Source organism: Pedobacter folensis (genome assembly GCF_056490665.1).
Genome location: NZ_JBWJIF010000003.1, coordinates 522,141 through 543,523, shown reverse-complemented (window position 1 = coordinate 543,523; position 21,383 = coordinate 522,141). Strand labels below are relative to the sequence as shown.

The 21,383-nt window shown below is 38.8% G+C and carries 20 protein-coding genes; 11 read left to right on the top strand and 9 right to left on the bottom strand.

Features of this window, described 5'->3' with window-relative positions:
* Nucleotides 1-6: 6 nt before the first annotated feature.
* Entirely contained in the window at nt 7-1,644 is a 1,638-nt protein-coding gene (locus AC04QZ_RS16830) for a TldD/PmbA family protein (protein ID WP_086545084.1), read from the bottom strand.
* 131 nt (nt 1,645-1,775) lie between these two features.
* On the bottom strand, nt 1,776-2,252 hold the full coding sequence (locus AC04QZ_RS16825) for a hypothetical protein (protein ID WP_478358723.1): 477 nt from the start codon (nt 2,250-2,252) through the stop codon (nt 1,776-1,778).
* Nucleotides 2,253-2,302: 50 nt separating this feature from the next.
* Here AC04QZ_RS16825 and AC04QZ_RS16820 point away from each other — a divergent pair, with 50 nt between their 5' ends.
* The 3 genes from AC04QZ_RS16820 to AC04QZ_RS16810 all read left to right on the top strand — a co-directional run bounded on the left by AC04QZ_RS16820 (nt 2,303) and on the right by AC04QZ_RS16810 (nt 5,588).
* Entirely contained in the window at nt 2,303-2,782 is a 480-nt protein-coding gene (locus AC04QZ_RS16820; protein ID WP_086545082.1) for an ABC transporter ATPase, read from the top strand.
* Nucleotides 2,783-2,788: 6 nt separating this feature from the next.
* On the top strand, nt 2,789-3,079 hold the full coding sequence (locus AC04QZ_RS16815) for a YciI family protein (RefSeq protein ID WP_478358722.1): 291 nt from the start codon (nt 2,789-2,791) through the stop codon (nt 3,077-3,079).
* Between the two features lie 97 nt (nt 3,080-3,176).
* Nucleotides 3,177-5,588: an AsmA family protein gene (locus tag AC04QZ_RS16810; protein ID WP_478358721.1), complete on the top strand. Its 2,412-nt coding sequence runs from the start codon at nt 3,177-3,179 to the stop codon at nt 5,586-5,588.
* Between the two features lie 71 nt (nt 5,589-5,659).
* Here the strand turns inward: AC04QZ_RS16810 and mtgA are convergent, their stop codons facing one another.
* Nucleotides 5,660-6,388: a monofunctional biosynthetic peptidoglycan transglycosylase gene (gene mtgA / locus AC04QZ_RS16805; RefSeq protein WP_086545079.1), complete on the bottom strand. Its 729-nt coding sequence runs from the start codon at nt 6,386-6,388 to the stop codon at nt 5,660-5,662.
* A gap of 28 nt (nt 6,389-6,416) precedes the next feature.
* Between mtgA and AC04QZ_RS16800 the strand changes: the two genes are divergently transcribed.
* The 4 genes from AC04QZ_RS16800 (at nt 6,417) to AC04QZ_RS16785 (ending at nt 9,708) form a co-directional block, all read left to right on the top strand.
* Nucleotides 6,417-6,584, top strand: coding sequence for a hypothetical protein (locus AC04QZ_RS16800; protein ID WP_478358720.1), 168 nt, complete (start codon nt 6,417-6,419; stop codon nt 6,582-6,584).
* 4 nt (nt 6,585-6,588) lie between these two features.
* On the top strand, nt 6,589-7,398 hold the full coding sequence (locus tag AC04QZ_RS16795; RefSeq protein ID WP_086545078.1) for a 3-keto-disaccharide hydrolase: 810 nt from the start codon (nt 6,589-6,591) through the stop codon (nt 7,396-7,398).
* Between the two features lie 30 nt (nt 7,399-7,428).
* A complete protein-coding gene (locus AC04QZ_RS16790) occupies nt 7,429-8,127 on the top strand; it encodes an SDR family oxidoreductase (protein ID WP_478358719.1) in 699 nt (232 codons plus the stop codon).
* Nucleotides 8,128-8,352: 225 nt separating this feature from the next.
* The gene (locus tag AC04QZ_RS16785; RefSeq protein ID WP_478358718.1) at nt 8,353-9,708 is read left to right on the top strand and encodes an ATP-binding protein; all 1,356 of its coding nucleotides are present in this window, start codon (nt 8,353-8,355) and stop codon (nt 9,706-9,708) included.
* A gap of 102 nt (nt 9,709-9,810) precedes the next feature.
* Here the strand turns inward: AC04QZ_RS16785 and rplI are convergent, their stop codons facing one another.
* From rplI to AC04QZ_RS16765, 4 genes are all read right to left on the bottom strand, one after another.
* Nucleotides 9,811-10,254 carry a 50S ribosomal protein L9 gene (gene rplI / locus AC04QZ_RS16780; RefSeq protein WP_029277406.1) on the bottom strand — a complete coding sequence of 148 codons (444 nt, stop codon included), beginning with the start codon at nt 10,252-10,254 and terminating at the stop codon, nt 9,811-9,813.
* A 12-nt stretch (nt 10,255-10,266) separates the two neighbouring features.
* Nucleotides 10,267-10,530: a 30S ribosomal protein S18 gene (rpsR, locus tag AC04QZ_RS16775; RefSeq protein WP_010599582.1), complete on the bottom strand. Its 264-nt coding sequence runs from the start codon at nt 10,528-10,530 to the stop codon at nt 10,267-10,269.
* Complete coding sequence (rpsF, locus tag AC04QZ_RS16770; protein ID WP_086545075.1) at nt 10,530-10,886, bottom strand: 30S ribosomal protein S6; 357 nt, start codon at nt 10,884-10,886, stop codon at nt 10,530-10,532. The genes rpsR and rpsF overlap by 1 nt, the downstream gene beginning before the upstream one ends.
* A 447-nt stretch (nt 10,887-11,333) precedes the next feature.
* Entirely contained in the window at nt 11,334-11,927 is a 594-nt protein-coding gene (locus AC04QZ_RS16765) for a flagellar hook assembly protein FlgD (RefSeq protein ID WP_086545073.1), read from the bottom strand.
* 182 nt (nt 11,928-12,109) lie between these two features.
* Between AC04QZ_RS16765 and AC04QZ_RS16760 the strand changes: the two genes are divergently transcribed.
* The 3 genes from AC04QZ_RS16760 to AC04QZ_RS16750 all read left to right on the top strand — a co-directional run bounded on the left by AC04QZ_RS16760 (nt 12,110) and on the right by AC04QZ_RS16750 (nt 15,702).
* Entirely contained in the window at nt 12,110-12,973 is an 864-nt protein-coding gene (locus AC04QZ_RS16760) for an AraC family transcriptional regulator (RefSeq protein ID WP_086545072.1), read from the top strand.
* A gap of 6 nt (nt 12,974-12,979) precedes the next feature.
* On the top strand, nt 12,980-13,738 hold the full coding sequence (locus tag AC04QZ_RS16755; RefSeq protein ID WP_478358717.1) for a DUF1570 domain-containing protein: 759 nt from the start codon (nt 12,980-12,982) through the stop codon (nt 13,736-13,738).
* Between the two features lie 140 nt (nt 13,739-13,878).
* Nucleotides 13,879-15,702, top strand: a complete 1,824-nt coding sequence (locus AC04QZ_RS16750) for a DNA polymerase III subunit gamma/tau (protein WP_478358716.1) — start codon at nt 13,879-13,881, stop codon at nt 15,700-15,702.
* A 150-nt stretch (nt 15,703-15,852) separates the two neighbouring features.
* Here AC04QZ_RS16750 and AC04QZ_RS16745 read toward each other — a convergent pair whose 3' ends face one another.
* Together AC04QZ_RS16745 and AC04QZ_RS16740 are read right to left on the bottom strand one after the other, a co-directional pair.
* Nucleotides 15,853-16,260, bottom strand: coding sequence for a hypothetical protein (locus AC04QZ_RS16745; RefSeq protein WP_478358715.1), 408 nt, complete (start codon nt 16,258-16,260; stop codon nt 15,853-15,855).
* 614 nt (nt 16,261-16,874) lie between these two features.
* Nucleotides 16,875-19,094: an NADP-dependent isocitrate dehydrogenase gene (locus AC04QZ_RS16740; protein ID WP_478358714.1), complete on the bottom strand. Its 2,220-nt coding sequence runs from the start codon at nt 19,092-19,094 to the stop codon at nt 16,875-16,877.
* Between the two features lie 1,077 nt (nt 19,095-20,171).
* Here AC04QZ_RS16740 and AC04QZ_RS16735 point away from each other — a divergent pair.
* Nucleotides 20,172-21,374: an ankyrin repeat domain-containing protein gene (locus tag AC04QZ_RS16735; protein WP_478358713.1), complete on the top strand. Its 1,203-nt coding sequence runs from the start codon at nt 20,172-20,174 to the stop codon at nt 21,372-21,374.
* The last annotated feature ends 9 nt before the right edge of the window (nt 21,375-21,383 follow it).

Genomic DNA, 21,383 nt, shown 5'->3' with positions numbered 1-21,383 from the left:
TTTCTATCAGATTTTTCTAGCGGTGTTGATAACATTAACTTTATTAAAACGTGTGGTTGCCGATCCATGAGATACAGCACTTACCTGCCCAGGCTGCCCCTTACCATCAAAGAAAGAGCCTCCTAAACGGTAATCGCTTTGATCGCAAATGGCCACACACGAATTCCAGAACTCCTGCGTATTGGCCTGATAAGCGACATCCTTAAGCATACCCACTATTTTCCCCGCCTTAATTTCGTAATAAAGCTGACCGCCGAACTGGAAATTATAACGCTGCTGATCGATAGAAAAACTTCCATCGCCTACAATGTAAATGCCTTTTTCTACGTTTTTGATCTGATCGGCTATACTCAATTTGGCCTTACCCGGCTGCAATGAGATATTGGCCATGCGCTGAAACTGAACACTGCTCCAGTTATCGGCATAACAACAACCTTGCGATGCATTTAAACCTAATATATGCGCCTGGTCTCTGATGGCCTGATAATTTACCAGGATGCCATCTTTAATCACATCCCATTTTCCGCATTTTACCCCCTCATCATCATAACCAACTGCACCTAAGGAACCTACCTCCGTTTTATCTGCCGTAATATTAACTTCTTTACTGCCGTAATTAAATTTTTTAGATTCCCATTTGTCTAAAGTCAGAAAACTGGTTCCTGCATAATTGGCCTCGTAGCCCAATACGCGATCGAGCTCGGTTGGGTGACCACACGATTCGTGAATAGTTAACCATAAATGCGAAGGATCCAAAACCAAATCATACTTGCCTGGTTCTACCGATTTTGCCTTTATCTTTTCGCCTACCTGCCTGGCTGCCTGTGTAGCATCTTCAAGCATATCGTACCGGCCCTTATAAAGCGTACCCGATGCAGTTTGTATTTTATCCTGCGGTCTTGCATTTAAATATTCGTAACCTTTGCCTGTAGGTGCGCTCAATGCATTTCTGGTTTCGAACTTACCGGTTTCCTTATCTATTTTGGTGATAAAGAAAGTCGGCCAAATGCGATGGATATCCTGATCGATATATGAACCATCAGTTGAGGCAAAATATTTCTGTTCATTTACCGCAAATAAGATGGAGTTGATATAATCTGCACCGCCCTTCATAGCCGCATCATTCACAGCCAACAATAAATCTACCTTCTCTTTTACAGGTACTTCAAAAGTATTTTTCTCAATCGGTGCTTTCCAGCTAACCTCACCGTAGCCTTTTTGTGGCGCCAGTTGTACGGGCTCTCTTAACAAACGGGCATTTTCTTTGGCAATAGTTACCGCCAGTTCAGCTGCTTTGGCAATACTGTCTTTATCCATTTTGTCGGTGGCCGCAAAACCCCAGCTGCCATTCGAAATCACCCTGATACCAATCCCATACGATTCGGTATTAACAATATTCTCTACTTTATCTTCGCGTGTAACCACATATTGGTTAAGATACCGGCCTACACGCACATCGGTATAAGTGGCCCCTTTTGAGCGTGCCGCATTTAAGGCCACATCAGACATGATTTTTTTAGCGGCAGGATCAATATACTCCAAAGCCTGCTCGGGGGAAATCTCTTTCCCAAAAACTGGAATGGCAGGAAGCATGGCCGCAGCAGCTCCTACACCAGTTAAATAAATAAAGTTTCTACGTTTCAAGATGAGATGGTTTAAATGTAACTGAATATAAGTGTTTTAAGTCAGTCTCCAAAATTTCACACCTCAATTACACAATCACGAATTTCACCCCAAGGATGGAAAAAGCAGGAAGATCATCATAGTTAGGCGTTCTATGGAGCAGAAACCTGCGCATTTATTTTATTCAAATTATCGCGGATCAGGTTTAAATCTTCAGCCTCCATGTTTTTTAAGGGGATAATTAGCTGTGTAGCCATCGAATCTACATCGCCTCCCCTGTCTTTATAGGTTTGCACAATTACATCATCACCTTTGGTATGGATATACAATTTACCAGAAGTAGTTGTGCCGTAATAGTCCATATCTTTAAATTTCGATAACTTAAATGCGAAATACTCGGTTTTACCGTTATTAAAATACCGCTTGTAACGGCAAAAGCCATTGTTGGTAACATTTAGCTCATAACGCTTTACCTGGTCGCTTTCCTGACTGTTATCGTAATGATCGGTAAATGTTTTTTGCAGGTAATTAAGAGATTGCGCGACAGAATCGGGATCGGAAAAAGCACATAAAAACATACAAAAAGCCGAAATAAGGGATATTTTCAAGCAGAGTGTAAACTTTTTCATCAGGTTAGCGTTTTAAACACACCAATTTAATTAAAATCATAAATTTGTATATGAGTTTTTCTCCACAATCAAGAGTTTGGATATACCAAAGCGATCGCAAATTTACTTCTACTGAAGAAAATGAGATCTTAAATAAATTAGCAGCTTTTACTAACCAGTGGAAAGCACATGGAAATGAATTGCTTGCAAAGGCAGAAATCCGTTATGGCTTTTTTATTATCCTGACGGTCGACGAAAGTCAGGCGGGTGTTACCGGTTGTTCTATTGATAGCTCTGTTCGCTTAATTAAAGAAATTGAGCAGGAATACCATGTAGATCTTTTTAACCGTTTCAACATTGCCTACAAAGTAAATGGCGAGGTTGTGGTAAACAGTAAAGAAGATTTTGAAACGCTGGTAAATATTAAACAGGTAACGCCAGAAACCATCGTGTTTAACAATATGGTTCAAAACCTGGCAGAACTGGATAACAAATGGGAAGTACCATTTCAAAATAGCTGGCATTCTACTGTTTTTGCCCATTTATTATAAATAAGGATGTTCATTGTAGATCTTAAATATATTCTTCCACTGGAAGAACTGGATGAACATATGGAGGCACATGTTCAATTTTTAAGAAAATACTACGATAAAAATATTTTTGTAGCCTCGGGCCGAAAAGTACCCCGTACCGGTGGAATCATCTTAGCCCTTGCCGAAGATGAGGCAGCCTTAAAAAAAATCCTGATGGAAGATCCGTTTTACATCAACCGATTGGCCGATTTCACCATTACCCAGTTCTTAACTTCACAATATCATCCTGATCTCGAATCACTTTTGGGAAAATAATTCTTAAAACCGTCAGTAGTATTCTACATTATTTTCGCTCTTGCTCAAACAATTAGCTGGCAAAAAACATTATATTGGTTAAATCAAAATAATGTCTATGAAGCGCTGGCTCAAAATCTCTTTAAAAATTATCTCTGTTATTGTTGTACTGATTATCCTCACCTGGCTGGCCGGTGCATTTTATATCAGCAGAAATAAAAAAGAAGTACTGGCTTCTATCCTTTCGCAGCTCAATAAAAATTTAAACGGAAAAATTACCGCTACCAGCATGGAGCCAACGCTCCTTAAAAGTTTCCCGGGCGTTTCCGTATCCTTAAATGGTGTTTTACTGAGAGATAGCTTATGGAACCAGCATAAACACGATCTTTTAAAAGCACAGGATATAGATGTATCGCTAAATGTACTTTCGCTTATTGTGGGCAATATCAACATTAAACAAATTGCCATTAACAACGCCTCCATTTATATCTACACCGATTCTACAGGCTACAGCAATACCAGTATTTTTAAAAGCAAGCCTAAAACCGGGCAGAAATCCTCATCAAAATCCTCAGCTTTAGAAGTTAAGAAAATTGATTTTAATAAGGTGAGTTTGGTATTGGATAACAAAAAAAGGTTCAAATTATTCAATTTCGATATCGATCAGATCCAGGGCAGAATGGAATACCCGGATAGCGGCTGGACAGGTAAAATTAAACTGGCGACCAAGGTAAACAGTTTCGCCTTTAATACCCGAAAAGGCAGTTTTTTAAAAGATAAAACCCTGGAAGGGACTTTAAATGCACATTATAGCCGAGATATGGATGCGGTAATTCTGAATCCTGAAATACTAAACATTGGCGGCCATCCTTTTAAAATCGGTGCTAAAATAGAATTAGATAAATCTGCTTTTGCCATTAGCATAGCCGTTGATGATATTTTATTTAGAGATGTCGCTTTACTGCTATCGCCCAATATCTCTTCCAAACTCTTAAAGTTCGGGATAGAAAAACCGATCGATATCCGTGGAAATATTGTTGATGACGGATCAGGGAAATACGGCGATCCTTTAATTAAGGTAGGCATAACCGTGAGGGATAATGTAGTTTCTATTCCGGCGGGCAAATTAACCGCTTGTAACTTTGATGGTTCTTTTACCAACCGGGATACCGTTGGTGGCATAATTGGTGATGAAAACTCATCCATTAAGTTCCACAGGCTTACGGCAAAATATTTTAATGCACCGCTTAAAATCGACACTTTCACAGTGAATAATTTATCTCGCCCAATTGCCACCGGACTGGTCACTTCGCAATTTCCTCTATCCAATTTAAACAACTCATTAGGCACAAACGATTTTGAATTTAAAAACGGAACAGCCAACTTAAGATTATATTGTAAGGCTGATATTGATCATTTCAGGTTTACCAAACCAGTTGTATCGGGCAAGATACAGATTGCCGATGCCGACATCCTTTATATCCCCCGGAAGCTTCATTTGGTAAAAAGTGCGCTCAACATTAACTTTAACCAGAACGATTTATCGATACAAAACGGGCATTTCCAGTTGGGCAAAAGCGAGCTTAATGTAAGTTGTAGCATCGCCAATTTTGCCAATCTGTATTATACTGCCCCTGAGAAGATATTGGTCAACTTAAAAATGTCGAGCCCTCAGCTCTACCTGAAAGAGTTTTTACCCTTCTTAGGACCAAGAACGGCAAAGAAAAAATCTGGCGGAAATAAACAAGTGGTTTCCAAAGAGCTAAGTAATGTGCTGGAGCTTTCACAAATGAATATCCGCTTAACGGTTGGTAAAGCCATTTATGAAAATTTTCTGGCCAAAAACCTTGATGCTGATATTTCCTTGCGTGGTGGAGGCATATTCTTCAACAAAATAAGTGTGGCACACGCAGGAGGCCAGTTATCGCTAAACGGGAATATTATGCAGGAAGCTGCCTCAAATAGCTTTAAAATCAATTCAAAAATCAGCCATGTAAGTGTTAAAGATTTCTTTTATTCATTTGATAACTTCGGACAAAACACCATCACCAACAAAAATTTAAAAGGTTATTTATCTTCATTGGTTAATATTTCCGGACGCATATCGCATACCGGAAAAATTCTTCCGCGATCGATTAATGGTAAAGTTGTGTTTAATCTAAACAATGCAGCCCTGGTTAATTTCGATCCAATGGTTAAAGTAGGGAAATTTGCCTTTGCCAACAGGAACCTATCAAACGTAGAAATCAAAAACCTTGATGGAACACTAAACGTGCGTGGCGATAAGGTAGAAATTAGTCCGATGCAGGTAAACTCAAGCGCTTTAAACTTTAATGTAAAAGGCACCTATGCTTTAGGAAATGGTACAAACGTAGAAATGGACATCCCACTGAGAAATCCAAAGGGCGATGAAAACCTCACTAAATCAGAAAAAAGAGAAGCCCGTATGCGCGGTATCGTGTTGCACTTAAAGGCGGTAGATGACGAAAAAGGCGGAATAAAAATCAGGTGGAATAAGGATCATGATTAATCCATGGTAGATGTAAGATTGATAATGGAATTAAATTCCCCCTTCATCCATCTCACCTCTACCATTTTACATTAAAAGTCAAGCGGCCCTAACCTATTCATATTCCTTAAAATCAGGTATTGACGGTGTCTGATGTATGGGGTAGCATTTTTGGGTGTCCATCTTCTCGGATTTGGAAAACAAGAAGCAATTAAAGCGGCTTGTTTCTTAGTCAGTTTTGTACAGGATTTGCCATAGTATTCCTGGGCAGCCGCTTCAGCACCATAAATCCCGTCGCCCATTTCAATTACGTTCAGGTAAACCTCCAATATTCTTTCTTTGCTCCAAAACAGCTCAATCAGTAAAGTAAAATAAGCTTCAAAACCTTTTCTTATCCACGAGCGGCCAGGCCACAAGAAAACGTTTTTAGCCGTTTGTTGCGAAATGGTACTTCCTCCCTTTACCTTTTTCCCTTTGGCATTACTGGCAAAAGCTTTTTCAATGGCTTTCATATCAAAGCCAATATGTTTTAAAAAGAGCTGGTCTTCGGCAGATACTGCAGCCCTTTTCATATTATCAGACATATCCTCGAATTTCACCCACTTTTTCTCTGTTTTAAAAGACTTTCCATCGGCTTTACGCTCAATGTTCCGTAGTACCATCAAAAGGGTAATTGGTGGGTTGATAAAACGCAGGGCAATTACCCAAAACACAGAAACCAACAGAAAATATAAAAATACTTTCGTAGCAATATTGGTAATCTTTTTTAGAAGGGGATGTTTTGCTTTGCTTTTAGTTCTGCTTGTCCGCGTTTTCGCCATGGCGCAAAGGTAATTAAAGAGACGGAAGATGGAAAATGAAGCGGTGTGGAATAACGCCAAAAAAATCTTTTTTTTATGTGCAAAAAATAAAGCCGAAATGCAAAATTCTCGTGGTAAAGCCTTAATGTACCTTAAAATCACTTTGTTTATGTATTTTGTGACTCACATTTTTAAACAGAGGGCAAAACAAAATTAACCAAATGAAAAAACTAGGCTATCTCTTTCTTGCTGTTACCCTATGGAGCTGCAGTACAACCAAAAACATCAATAACAAGTCTGAAAAGTGGATTACACTTTTTAACGGGAAAGACATTAAAGATTGGAACGTTAAAATCCACCACCACGATTACAATGTAAATTTTGGCAATACCTTTAGGGTTGAAGATGGAACCATACAAGTGCGATATGATCAATACGGCGATTTCAATGATCAGTTTGGTCATCTTTATTACAAAACGCCCTTCTCTTACTATCATCTAAAATTAAAATACCGTTTTGTTGGCGAGCTGCAAAAAGGTGCGCCGAGTTATACCTTGCGTAATAGTGGAGTAATGTTCCATTCTCAGGATCCGAAAACCATGCCTAAAGAACAGGATTGGCCAATTTCGATCGAAATGCAGTTTTTAGGTGGATTGAGTGATGGCCGTCCCCGCCCTACCGGAAATATGTGTTCGCCAGGTACAGAGATTTTTTATAACGGCAGTAAGTATCCGGGCCATTGTCTGGATTCTAAATCGAAAACATACGACGGCGACCAGTGGGTATCAGCTGAACTGATTGTGATGGGCGATTCGATTGTTAAACATATTATTAATGGTGATACCGTATTGCAATACAGCAAACCACAAATTGGTGGAGGCGTAGCTAACCGTTTCGATCCAAAAATTAAAATTGATGGAAAAGCGCTTACTGAAGGTTTTATTGCCTTACAAAGTGAAGGACAGCCAGTAGATTTTAAGGATATCCAGATTATGGAGCTCCCGCACCATGACAAGAAAAAATCTAATTAAACATTTTTCGATATCATACGTTACAACAACATGAAAGTTGCATTAATTACAGGAGGAAGCAAAGGAATTGGTTTCGGTATTGCCGAAGCCCTTTTGAAAGCAGGTTATAAAGTAGCCATTACAAGCAGGACGATTGCCAGCGCGAACCAGGCTGCATCAAATCTGGTGGCACACGGTGATGTATTGGCCATTGAAGCAGATGTTGTTGATTTTAAATCTCAGCAGGATGCGGTAAGCCTGATAATCGAAAAATGGGGACAATTGGATATACTGATCGCCAATGCAGGCGTTGGCCATTTTGCGCCTATTGACGAGCTGGACATCGATTTATGGAAAGAAACCATCGATACCAATTTAACAGGCGTTTTTTACAGCATTAAAGCCTCGGTTGATGAGATCAAAAAGAACCAGGGGCATATCTTTACCATATCGAGTTTAGCCGGTACAAACTTTTTCGCAGGAGGTTCTGCGTATAATGCCAGTAAATTTGGTTTAACAGGGTTTACGCAATCGGTTATGCTCGATTTAAGAAAGTACGGCGTAAAGGTGAGTACCATTATGCCCGGATCGGTAGCCAGTCATTTTAACGATCATCAGCCCAACGATGAAGATGATGCCTGGAAAATCCAGCCAGAAGATATGGGTAAACTGATTGTTGATTTATTGGCCATGCCAGCAAGAACTTTACCAAGTAAGGTAGAAATTAGGCCAACTACGCCGAAGGGGTAGTGGAAGATTAATCTTATGTATAAACACCCACTCAGCTCATTAAAACCTGTGGGAATCTATAAAGATTTCCCACAGATTTGCTGATTCAGCGCCTCCATGCATCATATTACCACTATCAACGCAACAAAATGCCCTTACTTTGTTACAAATTTTAATAAAATATGCCCTTACTTTGTTACAACAAAAACCTATATTTGGGTTGACTTTGTTACAAAATAGAAAATAATGGCATTTAAACGATCCATTGAAGAGAACTTAACCCGATGGAAAAACAGCAAATACAGGAAACCTCTAATTATTCGAGGGGCACGTCAGGTAGGAAAAACAACACTAATAAAGGACTTTGCGAAAAGCTATCCTAATACTATTTTTCTTAATCTGGAGAAACCTGCACACCGTCAATATTTTGATGATTTTGACGATGTACACAATATTGTTGAAGCACTATTGCTGGGACATGGGATTCAATCGGATAAGATAGCCGAAACTTTGCTCTTTGTTGATGAAATTCAGGAAAGTGCGAAAGCTATACAAATGCTAAGGTATTTTTTCGAAGAAATTCCTGACCTGCATGTAATCAGCGCTGGCTCCCTTTTGGAGTTTGTATTACAAAAAGTAAAAAGTTTTCCGGTAGGCAGGGTCGAATTCTTATACTTATATCCCTTAAATTTTCAAGAATACCTTCAAGCTAACCAAAAAGATGATCTGTTAAAATATCTGCTTCAAACCCCTGTAAAAGCTGTTGCGCACAAATTGTTATTAAAAGCCTTTCGTAGATATGCCATTATCGGAGGTATGCCAGAAATAATAAAAACCGATTTAGAAGAACATAACCTTTCAGATCTATCTATTGTTTACGAAAGCATTTGGGCAACTTACAAAAATGACATAGAAAAATATACCCAGAATGAAACAGCGAGAAGAACTATTAACCATATAATGGGTACTGCCCATCTTTTTCTCGATAAGCGTGTTGTTTTTCAAGGTTTCGGCAATTCGAACTATAAATCGAGAGAGGTTGGAGAAGCTTTTAGGATATTAGATGACGCAAAGATCATCCGGTTAATATACCCATCTACTAATACCGAAGTTCCAATTATTACTGATTTAAAAAAATCGCCTAGACTACAATTTTTAGACACAGGATTAGTCAACTACTCATTGGGTATCCAAGGAGAAATGCTTGCTTTAGATGATTTAAGTTCAGCTTATAAAGGAGCCGTTATTCCACATTTATTTACTCAGGAACTGATATCAGTTGAGCGTATATCTTCTCATAAACCTAATTTTTGGGTAAGAGAAAAAAAACAGTCTGATGCAGAAGTTGATTTAATTTATGCCTGTAAAAAATTTGTAATACCGATTGAAATAAAATCGGGCAGTACAGGAAGCTTAAGATCTCTTCATCAATTCATTGATGCCTCAACACATCCTTTTGCCATTCGGGTATATGGAGGCGAGTTTAGGCTAGAAAAAACAAATACACCAACAGGCAAGCCTTATCTTTTATTAAACCTCCCATACTATCTGGGAACACGTATAGCAGAATATGCTTCTTGGCTAACAGAACAAAACCTGTAATCCTATCGAAACCTTCTTTCTTCCATCCTTATTTTTTGGTATAAAAAAAAGAGCCTTTCGATTTGCATCGAAAGGCTCTTTATATGATTCTTTAAAGAATGCTTATTCAGCTACTACTTCAAAAGGAACCTGAACTTTCACTTCTTTGTGTAAGTTTAAGTTAGCAACATATTCGCCAACAAATTTAGGTTCAGTTTCGAAAGTAATACGACGACGGTCTACATCAAAGCCTTGTGCTTTTAATGCTTCAGCAATCTGGATGGTGTTAACCGCTCCGAAGATTTTTCCGCTTTCGCCTGCTTTAGCACCGATTGAAAGTTTAACATCAGTTAAACGCTCAGCAACACCTTCAGCATCTTTCTTAATTTTATCTTGTTTAAAAGCAGCTTGCTTTAAGTTCTCAGCTAAAACTTTTTTAGCAGAAGAAGTAGCCAATGCGCCAAATCCTTGAGGGATTAAATAGTTACGGCCATAACCTGGCTTTACTGTAACTACATCATCTTTCTCACCAAGGCCTTTAATATCTTGTTTTAAAATAATTTCCATATCTCTAGCCTCCTATTTTAATTGATCAGCAACGAAAGGTAACAAACCGATGTGACGGGCACGTTTAACTGCCTGAGCCACTTTACGTTGGAATTTTAACGAAGTACCAGTTAAACGGCGTGGTAATAATTTACCTTGATCGTTAATAAATTTCAACAAGAAATTTGCATCCTTGTAATCGATGTATTTAATTCCGTTTTTCTTGAAACGGCAATATTTTTTACGGTTATCCTCTACTTTAGGGGCAGTTACGTATTGTATTTGTTCTCTTGCCATTACGCTGCAACCTCCTTAGTTTTTTTGTTAAAAGCACCACTACGCTTTTTCTCATTGTAAGCAACAGCGTGTTTGTCTAAACGGATAGTTAAGAAACGCAACACACGCTCATCGCGTTTTAATTCAAGCTCTAATTTTGCGATCAAATCTCCTGAAGCTTTGTATTCAGTTAAGTTGAAGAATCCATTTGATTTTTTCTCAATTGGATACGCTAATTTTCTCAAACCCCAATTATCTTCCTGGATAATTTCGGCTCCGTTATCAGTTAGAACTGCTTTGAATTTAGCTAATGCCTCTTTCGCAGCCTCTTCTGATAACAACGGGGTTAGAACGATAACAGTTTCGTACTGATTCATTGTTATAAATTATGTTTTTAATTTTTTAATCCCGAGGTATATTACGGGGATGCAAAAGTAACAATATATTTCTTAAAATCAAATGATTAATTAGATTTTATGTAGCAAATGTAATGAGGTAAAATGGAAGATGGATCATGGAAGAGGTAAAATGGACGATGGAAAAAGGAAAATGGAAGGTCTGTAATGAAAACCATGCACACTACATCATCCATCTTACCTCCCACATCTTACCTTTTTTAAATCAAATGATTAATTAAAAAGGCATATGAATAATGGAAGAGGTACAATGGATGATGGAAAAAGGAAAATGGCAGATCTGTAATAAAAACAACGCATACTACATCATCCATCTTACCTCCCACATCTTACATCTTCCCATCTTACCTATAAAAAAAGGGAGACTATCTATCCGACAATCTCCCCATATCAATTAGCTGTTAGTGTTTAATAGGTTTCTATTGTTTTAACAAAACTCTCTTCTTTATACTTCACTACGAAAGTTAATTCTTTAGAGTCTGTTTTACCGATATTGAATTTTTTAACCAGTTGCGATTTATCTTTGAATACCTCTTTATAAACCTCATCATTGTATTCATTATACACTTTAACTTCTACCGGACTATTCTCCAGGTTTTCGAGGTTAAGCGTAATAACCTGATCTTTTTTAGTGTAAACAGGTTTAAATACATTAGAAACTTTCGGCTCGGAAACAAGTGCCTCACCGTTTTTAATTACGACATTATATTTCGCAACTTTTATATCCGACTCCACTTTAAGTGTGTATTTTCCGTCAGGAAGTTCATTCAGATCATAAATTTTGCTAGAGAAAGCAGAAGCATGAATATCCTCCTGAAATAAAACTTCATTATCAGCATCCATTAGCGATAAATTAACGTTCTCTGCCTTATCTACAGAAAAGCGGATAAATTTTTCCTTTTCACCTTTTACTTTTAAAGTAAAATCATCATCGTTAGCGTGTACACCCGTAGCAGTAAAAAATAACGCTGCTATTAAACCGATTTTTAAGAACTTTTTCATAACCAATATTTTTAAAGAGTTAATAATTATATGACACCACTAAGGTACGGCGCTAACTGAAGGATAGGTGATTGCATATTTTCCAATATCTATGCTATATTACCCCTGGTTAACTGTTATTTTAACAAAACCTATAATAAAGCATATTTTTTACGTATTTTAGAACAATAATTTAGCAAACCATGAAGCCCAGTTTTGAGGTTGTTGAACCTTCTTTCGGAAGTTCATTTTATTATTCGAAATATGTAGAGAACGCCAACAATATGGCGCACCTCTGGCATTACCACCCCGAAATTGAAATGGTGTTTGTGAATGGCGGTGCCGGGAAAAGGCAGATTGGCAGTCACGTTTCCTATTACACCGAAGGCGACTTGATCCTGATTGGTAGCAACCTCCCCCATTGTGGCTTTACCGATACCAATACCGGAAACAAAAACGAAACTGTTATCCAGATGAAACCCGATTTTTTGGGTAGCATTTTTTTGGGCCTGCAGGAAATCAGAGGCATACAAGAATTGTTCGATAAATCGAAGGCCGGAATTGCCTTTGGGCCTGAAACCATGCAAATAGTGGGCGACAGAATAGAAATGATGGACGATCTGCCACCTTTTGAACGACTTTTAACTCTACTCAGCGTATTAAAAGAACTTGAACATGCAAAAGATTACAAGATCTTAAACGCAGACGGTTTTTCGATGGAAATGCAGGTTCAGGATAACGACCGCATTAATATGATCTTTAACTATGTAAAAGATCATTTCCAGGAGCAGATCAGCTTACAGCATATTGCGGAAATGTCGAGTATGACTGTTCCTTCATTTTGCCGTTATTTCAAAAAAATCACCAAGAAAACATTTACACATTTCGTAAACGAATACCGCGTGGTCCACGCCTCAAAACTTTTGGCCGAAAAACCGACCAGCATTGCCAATATTTCTTACGAAAGTGGTTTCAACAACTTTAGCCATTTTAATAAATTGTTTAAGGAGTTTACCGGCAAAAGCGCTTCCGAATACCGTCACGAACTTAAATCGCTGATTAAATAAATGAATATGAACAAATTCCTGTTTTTGATATTCTCAAACCTTTTCAGCCTGTCTCTTTATGCCCAGTATGTGAACATTAATTTAGTTAACTGCAAAATAAGTGAAACCGAGCAAAAGAAAATCGAGAAACTGATTGCCTATGAGCGCATGTTTTGTAACGAAATTTTCGAAACAAGAGAAAACATTACGGCCCCGGTAAAAATAAATCTATACGGAAAAAGTAAAGATTACCGGGCTGCTCAAAAAGCATATAGTGCACCAGTAAATAGTGCCGGATTTTACATTGCCGCCATTAACGAAGCCTTTGTTTACAAGAGCAGCGATTTCATTTCGGTAGCCCTCCATGAGGCCAGTCATAGTATTTTTCAGTTTAATTTTAAAAAATCGCCCAAATGGCTAAACGAAGGGCTTGCAGAGTTTTTTGAAACACTGGATTTCGACAGTGAGGGGAATTTATACTCCTATCCACAAAGCGGTAGAATTAAAAGTATAAAGGCTGGGATAGATTCAAAAGACACCGAAAGGTTAAAAAATTTCTTTAAAATATACAGCGGTTCATTTTATGGTCATGACATAGACGACAATTACAATACGGCCTATAGTGTGATCTACTTTTTTATAAAATCTAAAAGAACAGACCTGCTCAAAAAAATAATAAAATTAAACACCCAGGGTTACGATACCGAAAAAGCGATTGAACTTACTTTTGGTAGCTTTAACGCGTTTGAGGAAAGGTATAAGCTATTTTACAAATATCATCAATAACGTTATTCCTTTAACCTCAAACTTTTGCCTCAGGTCTTATCCTACTATAAACTAAACCCTCCAACTTTTCAACCTTGCAACTTTTCCACATTTCTACTTTTCAACCTTACAACACTTAAATTTTTCCTATTTTCGTGCCGATGGAAAATTTTATCGTTTCTGCCCGTAAATACCGCCCAGCCACCTTCGAAACCGTTGTTGGCCAGCAGCATATTACAGGTACGTTAAAAAATGCCATTAAAAACAATCAGCTTGCCCAGGCATTTTTATTTTGCGGGCCTCGTGGAGTGGGTAAAACAACTTGCGCACGTATCCTTGCAAAAACCATTAACTGTACTAACCCTACAGCAGAAATGGAAGCTTGTGGCCAATGCGACAATTGTCTTTCTTTCCAGAATGGGCATTCTTTTAATGTTCACGAATTAGATGCGGCTTCAAACAACTCTGTTGATGACATCCGTAGCTTAATTGAGCAGGTTAGGATACCACCACAAGCCGGAAAATATAAAATTTATATCATTGATGAGGTTCACATGTTATCGCAGAGTGCATTTAATGCCTTTCTGAAAACACTGGAAGAACCGCCTTCATATGCTATTTTTATCCTGGCCACCACCGAGAAACATAAAATCCTGCCAACCATCTTATCGCGTTGCCAGATTTTTGATTTCAACCGGATCCAGGTAGAAGATATTGCCAGTCACCTGTCAACTATTGCCCAGCGCGAAAATATTGCTTTTGAAAGCGATGGTTTACACATTATTGCCCAAAAGGCAGACGGTGGACTGCGTGATGCGCTTTCGATGTTCGATCAGATTGCCAGTTATGCAAACAAGAACATTACTTATAAGGCGGTAATCGATAACCTTAATATTTTAGATTACGATTATTTTTTCAAACTTACCGCTTATTTAACCGCAGCAGAAGTTAGCCAAACCTTACTCCTGTTCGACGAGATTTTAAATAACGGTTTTGATGGTAATAACTTTATAAATGGCCTTGCTTCACACTTCCGTAATTTATTGGTAGGTAAAGATGCATCGACGATTAAACTATTAGAAGTTAGCGAAAACATTAAACAAAAATACCTTGATCAGAGCAGGCAAACAGAATTATCGTTTTTGTTAACGGCATTAAACCTGGCCAACACCTGCGATCTGAATTACAAAAATTCTAAAAACCAACGTTTACAGGTAGAGCTGGCACTGATAAAAATGTGCCATATCCGGTCGGTCGTCAATTTAGCACAACAGCCTTTAAGCCCTAATAACACAGCAACTGACGTAGATCAGGATAAAAAAAAAACTAATGTCGTAGCCGGGCAGGCCGAAACCCCAAAGCCACATACTGAAAGCCCAATTACGGTTCAGGATGCAGCGCCTGCTGTTAAAAGTACAATTTTACCCCCTGTTCCTGCAGCAGAAAAACCTAAAGAAACACCCAGGGTTGGTCCGCCGCCATCTGCAACTTCCATCAGTATCAATATCCCTAAAGCAAATGCGGTAAGCACACTGATCCCTTCATTAAATGATCTGGAACGTGTAGCCCAGGGAGATGACGATGAAGGACCAAAGAAAGTTACCGGCGAAGCCCGGGAACCTTTTAGTTACGATCGTTTACTGGAAGTGTGGAATGCCTTTACCCAAAGGATGAAGGCTACCGATAGGATTAATCTGTTCACCATCTTAAATAATTTTGCGCCAACACTTTTAAATCCTGAGCTGATTGAGATTTCAGTAGAGAGTAAAACGCAGGAACATCTTGTACAACAAGAATCGGTTGAGCTTTTAAATTTCTTACGGAACGAGCTTCGAAACTTTGGTGTTGAGGTTACTTATAAACTCATGGAGCGCAAGATAGAAAACAGGCTTTACGGTAACCGCGAAAAGTATGATTATCTGGTTAACAAAAACCCAAAGCTGGACGAATTACGTCGCAGATTTAATTTAGATATCAATCCATAATTTCATATTCGCTAGCTGAACAATTATATTCAGTTAAAATAAAAATTCTAAACAAAAAGCAGGATTACCCATCATCGCAAATGTTTAACCCTGCTTTTCTATTTATGATTGTTTCGTCGAATCACCATCTTCCCGATGGTAATCTATCGACTATTTTTGGGGCGTATCGTTAATCGGGTATCCTTCTTCATCTAAATCATCACGGTTATCCTCCGGTGTACGGGCAAGAATTTCATCTTCGGGGCTTAGTTTTACGCTTTCTCCGTTATCTACGTGCATACCCAGTTCTTCCAGTTCATCGTTTACGATATCTTCATCTCTGGCATATTCATCCCCAACATAAGGATTGGCCTCATCGTAAGTAGAATCGTCATCTTTAGCACCGGCAGCTACGGTTTGGTAACCCATCGGATGGTCGTAATCTGCATCTGTACCTTTCACATCGAGCTCGTAACTCTGCTTACGTTCATCATAAGCCAGGTTTTCTTTATTAATTTCGCTATTTTCTGTGGTACTGTGTATTTTATCCTGCGATCCTTTATTCTCGTTATTTGCCATGATATGGGTCTCCTATAATTTATATGAATATAACAAATTGATATTGATAAGGTTTGTTTCCAGCAGAGAATCTTCCAATTATTAGGGCGTGTCCCAAGCTACGCAAGGGTCGGGCTATACACTGCAAGTCCTCCCCGATGAAAAATCAGGATGCGGGCTTTCCATTTCTATCCCTCACGCAGGCCGAAAATAATACCCAGGCAAGTTTAGGAGGTACGGTAACGGTTAATACCGAAACGAATTAATTACTTGACTGGACAAAAAAAGTTTAGATAAAATATTAGGATCTATTTTATTTCAGTAAAGCAACGATGTGGCCGGTCGGGTTTATTTTACCCAAAGTAGCTGCACCATTTAAGCCCGTTAAACCCGATCAAAGCGAGATGCTGCCGATATTTCATCGGTAGCAGAAGCGGGAGCGGGACTGTTGCAACCCAAAAGCTTCTGCATCTGCTTTCCAAATGAAAAATATTTACGCCTAACAAAATACTAATCAAGCTGACAAACCTACAGCATAAAAAAAGCGTCCAGATTTTTACATCAGGACGCCAAAGTATTTTAAGAGTTGTCAACTTCTATACTAGAAGCATATTAAAGTTGACAACTCAATTCGCTTACAAAGAAGCCAAAGAAGTATTTAATGTTTCGCTTGGGCGCATCGCTTTGCTTGCCAGCTCATCATTAGGGTTATAGTAACCGCCAATGTTCTGAGGTTTACCTTGAGCACCAATCAACTCTTCGTTAATTTTCGCTTCGTTTGCAAATAAAGTTTTAGCCAATGGCTCAAATCTCGCTTGCAAATCAGCATCCTTAGTTTGTGCAGCTAAAGCTTCAGCCCAATATAAAGCTAAATAAAAGTGTGAACCACGGTTATCAATAGTACCCAGTTTTCTACCCGGAGATTTGTCGGTTGCCAGGAATTTAGCATTAGCCTCATCTAAAGCATCGGCCAATACCTGCGCTTTTGTATTGTTCTGTGTTTGAGATAAATGCTCTAAAGAAGCCTGAAGCGCCAGGAACTCACCTAATGAATCCCAACGCAGATAATCTTCTTCGATAAACTGCTCAATATGTTTTGGAGCAGAACCACCAGCACCAGTTTCGAACAAACCACCACCATTCATTAAAGGTACAATAGATAACATTTTAGCAGAGGTTCCCAATTCTAAAATCGGGAATAAATCTGTCAAATAATCACGTAATACGTTACCGGTAACCGAAATGGTATCTAAACCTTTGCGGATACGCTCTAAAGTAAACTTAGTCGCTTCAATCGGCGCTAAAATACGAATGTCTAAACCTGTAGTATCGTGGTCTTTTAAATAGGTATTAACTTTAGTGATGATTTCTCTATCGTGCGCTCTGTTTTCATCTAACCAGAAAACTGCTGGCGTTTCTGATAAACGTGATCTGTTCACCGCTAATTTTACCCAATCCTGAATTGGAGCATCTTTAGTCTGGCACATGCGGAAGATGTCGCCTTTTTCTACCTTCTGGTCGAAAAATACTTTGCCATCTGCATCAGTAACACGGATAGTTCCCGAGCCTGTAGCCTGGAAAGTTTTATCGTGCGAACCATATTCTTCAGCTTTTTGAGCCATTAAACCAACATTTGGTACCGAACCGATGGTGGTTACATCAAAAGCACCATTTGCTTTACAGTCATCAATTGTTGCAGTATAAACACCAGCATACGAACGATCTGGAATTAAAGCGATGGTATCCTGTGCTTTACCAGCTGCGTTCCACATCTGTCCCGAAGTACGGATCATTGCCGGCATAGAAGCATCAACAATCACATCAGACGGCACATGAAGATTGGTAATTCCTTTATCAGAATTTACCATAGCCAAAGCTGGTCCGTTTTCAATGGCCTGAGCCAAAGCGGCTTCAACCTCTGCTTGTTTGGCATTGCCAGCAATTTTTGCATAAACGTCGCCTAAACCATTTCTGGTGTCGATGTTCAGTTCCTTGAAAAGATCGGCATATTTAGTAAAAACATCTGCAAAGTAAACTTCAACAATAGCGCCAAAGATAATCGGGTCAGAAACCTTCATCATCGTAGCTTTTAAGTGTGCAGATAACAATACGCCTTCGGCTTTAGCTTCAGCAATTTCTTTGGCTACAAAAGTTTTCAATGCCGATAAGCTCAATGCCGAGCTATCAATCACCTCTCCTGCTTTTAATGGCGATAAACCTTTTAATTCGGTTACCGTACCATCAGCAGCTACAAATTCTATTTTAAATTGACCTGCTTCAGCAACCGTTGTAGATTTCTCTGAACCATAAAAATCGCCTTCAGTCATGCTGGCCACTTTGGTTTTCGAATCTGCCGACCATTTACCCATCGAGTGTGGGTTTTGTTTAGCATAGTTTTTAACCGCTTTAGGCGCCCTGCGATCAGAGTTACCTTCACGTAAAACCGGATTTACAGCCGAGCCTAAAACTTTTGCATATTTAGCTTTAATTGCTTTTTCTTCGTCGCTCTGTGCATTATCAGGATAATTTGGAATGGCAAAACCCTGCGATTGTAGCTCCGTAATTGCACCTACCAATTGCGGGATAGAAGCAGAAATATTTGGTAATTTGATAATGTTAGCTTCTGGAGTGGTAGCCAATGCACCAAGCTCTGCTAAAGCATCACCAATTTTTTGATCGTCTTTTAAATACTCAGGAAAGTTTGCCAAAATTCTTCCTGCTAAAGAAATATCTCTGGTTTCTACATCAATACCTGCTGATGCGGTAAAAGCTTGTACGATAGGTAACAGTGAATAGGTTGCCAACATTGGCGCCTCATCGGTTTTGGTGTAGATAATTTTTGATGTATTTGACATGTTTATATTGATTTTGCTTATTAAGGTTAATTATTCAATCGGTTTTAGGTTTGTAAACCGATCTTCTTAAAATCGCCTAAAGATAAAATAATCGAATGAATTAAGGAACATCACAATGTTATTTCTGGTTTGGATCAGCAATTCATTTATTAAAAACCGATAATCTTCTTAGTAGTGAAATAATAATGTAACATACCATTGTATTTAGGGAGCGCAGAGTCATTTACTATATTTAAAGTTAGTCCTGCTCTCCGCTTTATCCCGATGAAATATCGGGGATGCCGCTTCGATCAGGGCTATTCACCTGGGCCTGTAGCACAGAAAACCGGCATATTAGCAGAAAAATGGCGTAACTAAACCTGATCGAAAAGTCTTGGGATAAGGTTTTGCGTGTGGACACAAATAATTAAGATTAGTATAGGCATTTTGCTAAAAAACTTCAATAAAACACAAATTTTAAAGAAGGGCGCCGTCAATCCCAAGTGGCCGAAGAATCAAAAAAACAGTTGCAGAATAGCCCAAATGGCACCAACAAACCTCAAACGCAGTGGTTTTGTGAACATATCTCATCAACTTTCATTTAGCAGAACCGAGCAAAACAAAGTGCCGCTGTTTTTTTGATGAGCGTGGGGCGGTGAGAAGCCACATTGCCGGATTGACAAAGCGTTTTGGCTACTTTGGCGCTCCAAAGTAGTATGCCCCGCGGCATAGAACGGAAAAAATTATACTTGTACGTAAACGGTAGTTCTTTTTGGGCCAGAATCTTTTTAATAGCAAAAAAGATGCTGAAACAAGTTCAGCATGACGATCACCCTAGACAAAGGAACTAAAAAATCCAGTCAAAGAAAAATGTGTCCATACGATAGGATTTTTATCGGGGAAGGTAGAGCAGGAAGAAATTAACCAATGGAATACTGCGATTGCTTTTCAAAAAAATAAACGACCATATCATAATAAGGTATAGTTTTATCTGTCTTTAGTGCAACATCCCAATATTTTTTCTGTGAACCATTTCTTTGGCTAAACTTTTGTAGCCTCAAAACCATATATCTATCTATTTAAACTTTTTAATTGAAAATGACTGAACCTACTTTAGATCAACAGTTAAACGCCCGCAAATTCGACGAAGCTAAAAGCCTTATGCTGAATGGCGAAAAACTCTCCAAAAGCTTACAAGAACACCATCGATCATCCATATTCGACAACCTGGTCGGAGCGAAACAATACGAAATCCTCCAATTCATGTTAAAGGATAAAACCATCGAAACCGACATTTACGAATTCGACAGTTTTGACAAAAGCATTTTTCAGGCCATTGCCCGGAGCCTTGGCCATGACGATGAAGATATCGCATTTTTTGATGAATTTATTACCCATTTCGACAACTTAAATGATGAGGTAAACACGAAAACACTATTAAGTTATCTCTTCGAAAACGGGGTGAATTTAGGGGTAATCAAAGTATGTATTAATGCAGGTTGCAGGGCTAATTTCAAAAACAACGCAGAAGAAAACTACATCCATCAGGTAGTGAAAAGCAGTTTCCGCCGTTATAACCTGAACGATGAGCAGACTACTGATCTGCTTAAGGGATATATCGATATCCTTATAAACGAGGGAGTAGATATTAATGAAGGCAATGTGGTGCAGGAAAGCCCACTAATTACCGCGATAAAATTTAACAAGAAAGACTTAATAGCTTATCTCCTCGAAAATGGTGCCGATCCCAATCATACCGACCGTGATGGAAATTCAGCCTTCTTTTATGCAGTGGCACATTTGCAGAGCGAAAAAATATACGATACGTTGCGTAATTCTGCTACACCAGCTTTCGATCAGATTAATAAAAATGGCGAAACACTTTTATTCGAATATGTGCGGATGATGTCGAATAGTGAAAGTGGTATCAACTTCCTTAAAAAACTGATTGAAGACGGCGCCGATTTATATCAGGCCAGTACCTGGTATGGCGCTGATACGACTCCCCTGGATATCATAGCCGAAAAACAGGCTGATATTTTACAGGCCGTTTTAGAAAGCGGGCAAGTAGATGTGAACAGAACAGATAATGAAGGGAATACCCTCCTGCACAAGGTTTGTGCCTACAATGTAAATTACGAAGCGGAAAAAGCAAAAGAAACTTATCGAAAAGTAAAACTCCTGCTCGAAAACGGTGCAGATATTGCGGTTACAAATGATCAGGATCAAAGCGCATTGATGCTGGCCGCTGATGATAACCTGAAAATAAAAACGGTTGAACTGCTTATGAAACAATCTTAAAATATGTCG

Bases quoted from the DNA above. Each gene is read 5' to 3' on its own strand.
- rpsF (WP_086545075.1), bottom strand. From the start codon at position 10,886: ATGAATCAGTACGAAACTGTTATCGTTCTAACCCCGTTGTTATCAGAA.
- AC04QZ_RS16795 (WP_086545078.1), top strand. From the start codon at position 6,589: ATGAAAAAACTAGGCTATCTCTTTCTTGCTGTTACCCTATGGAGCTGC.
- AC04QZ_RS16790 (WP_478358719.1), top strand. From the start codon at position 7,429: ATGAAAGTTGCATTAATTACAGGAGGAAGCAAAGGAATTGGTTTCGGT.
- AC04QZ_RS16820 (WP_086545082.1), top strand. From the start codon at position 2,303: ATGAGTTTTTCTCCACAATCAAGAGTTTGGATATACCAAAGCGATCGC.
- AC04QZ_RS16745 (WP_478358715.1), bottom strand. From the start codon at position 16,260: ATGGCAAATAACGAGAATAAAGGATCGCAGGATAAAATACACAGTACC.
- AC04QZ_RS16755 (WP_478358717.1), top strand. From the start codon at position 12,980: ATGAACAAATTCCTGTTTTTGATATTCTCAAACCTTTTCAGCCTGTCT.
- AC04QZ_RS16735 (WP_478358713.1), top strand. From the start codon at position 20,172: ATGACTGAACCTACTTTAGATCAACAGTTAAACGCCCGCAAATTCGAC.
- rpsR (WP_010599582.1), bottom strand. From the start codon at position 10,530: ATGGCAAGAGAACAAATACAATACGTAACTGCCCCTAAAGTAGAGGAT.
- AC04QZ_RS16765 (WP_086545073.1), bottom strand. From the start codon at position 11,927: ATGAAAAAGTTCTTAAAAATCGGTTTAATAGCAGCGTTATTTTTTACT.
- AC04QZ_RS16750 (WP_478358716.1), top strand. From the start codon at position 13,879: ATGGAAAATTTTATCGTTTCTGCCCGTAAATACCGCCCAGCCACCTTC.
- AC04QZ_RS16740 (WP_478358714.1), bottom strand. From the start codon at position 19,094: ATGTCAAATACATCAAAAATTATCTACACCAAAACCGATGAGGCGCCA.
- rplI (WP_029277406.1), bottom strand. From the start codon at position 10,254: ATGGAAATTATTTTAAAACAAGATATTAAAGGCCTTGGTGAGAAAGAT.
- mtgA (WP_086545079.1), bottom strand. From the start codon at position 6,388: ATGGCGAAAACGCGGACAAGCAGAACTAAAAGCAAAGCAAAACATCCC.
- AC04QZ_RS16825 (WP_478358723.1), bottom strand. From the start codon at position 2,252: ATGAAAAAGTTTACACTCTGCTTGAAAATATCCCTTATTTCGGCTTTT.
- AC04QZ_RS16760 (WP_086545072.1), top strand. From the start codon at position 12,110: ATGAAGCCCAGTTTTGAGGTTGTTGAACCTTCTTTCGGAAGTTCATTT.
- AC04QZ_RS16810 (WP_478358721.1), top strand. From the start codon at position 3,177: ATGAAGCGCTGGCTCAAAATCTCTTTAAAAATTATCTCTGTTATTGTT.
- AC04QZ_RS16785 (WP_478358718.1), top strand. From the start codon at position 8,353: ATGGCATTTAAACGATCCATTGAAGAGAACTTAACCCGATGGAAAAAC.
- AC04QZ_RS16800 (WP_478358720.1), top strand. From the start codon at position 6,417: ATGGAAAATGAAGCGGTGTGGAATAACGCCAAAAAAATCTTTTTTTTA.
- AC04QZ_RS16815 (WP_478358722.1), top strand. From the start codon at position 2,789: ATGTTCATTGTAGATCTTAAATATATTCTTCCACTGGAAGAACTGGAT.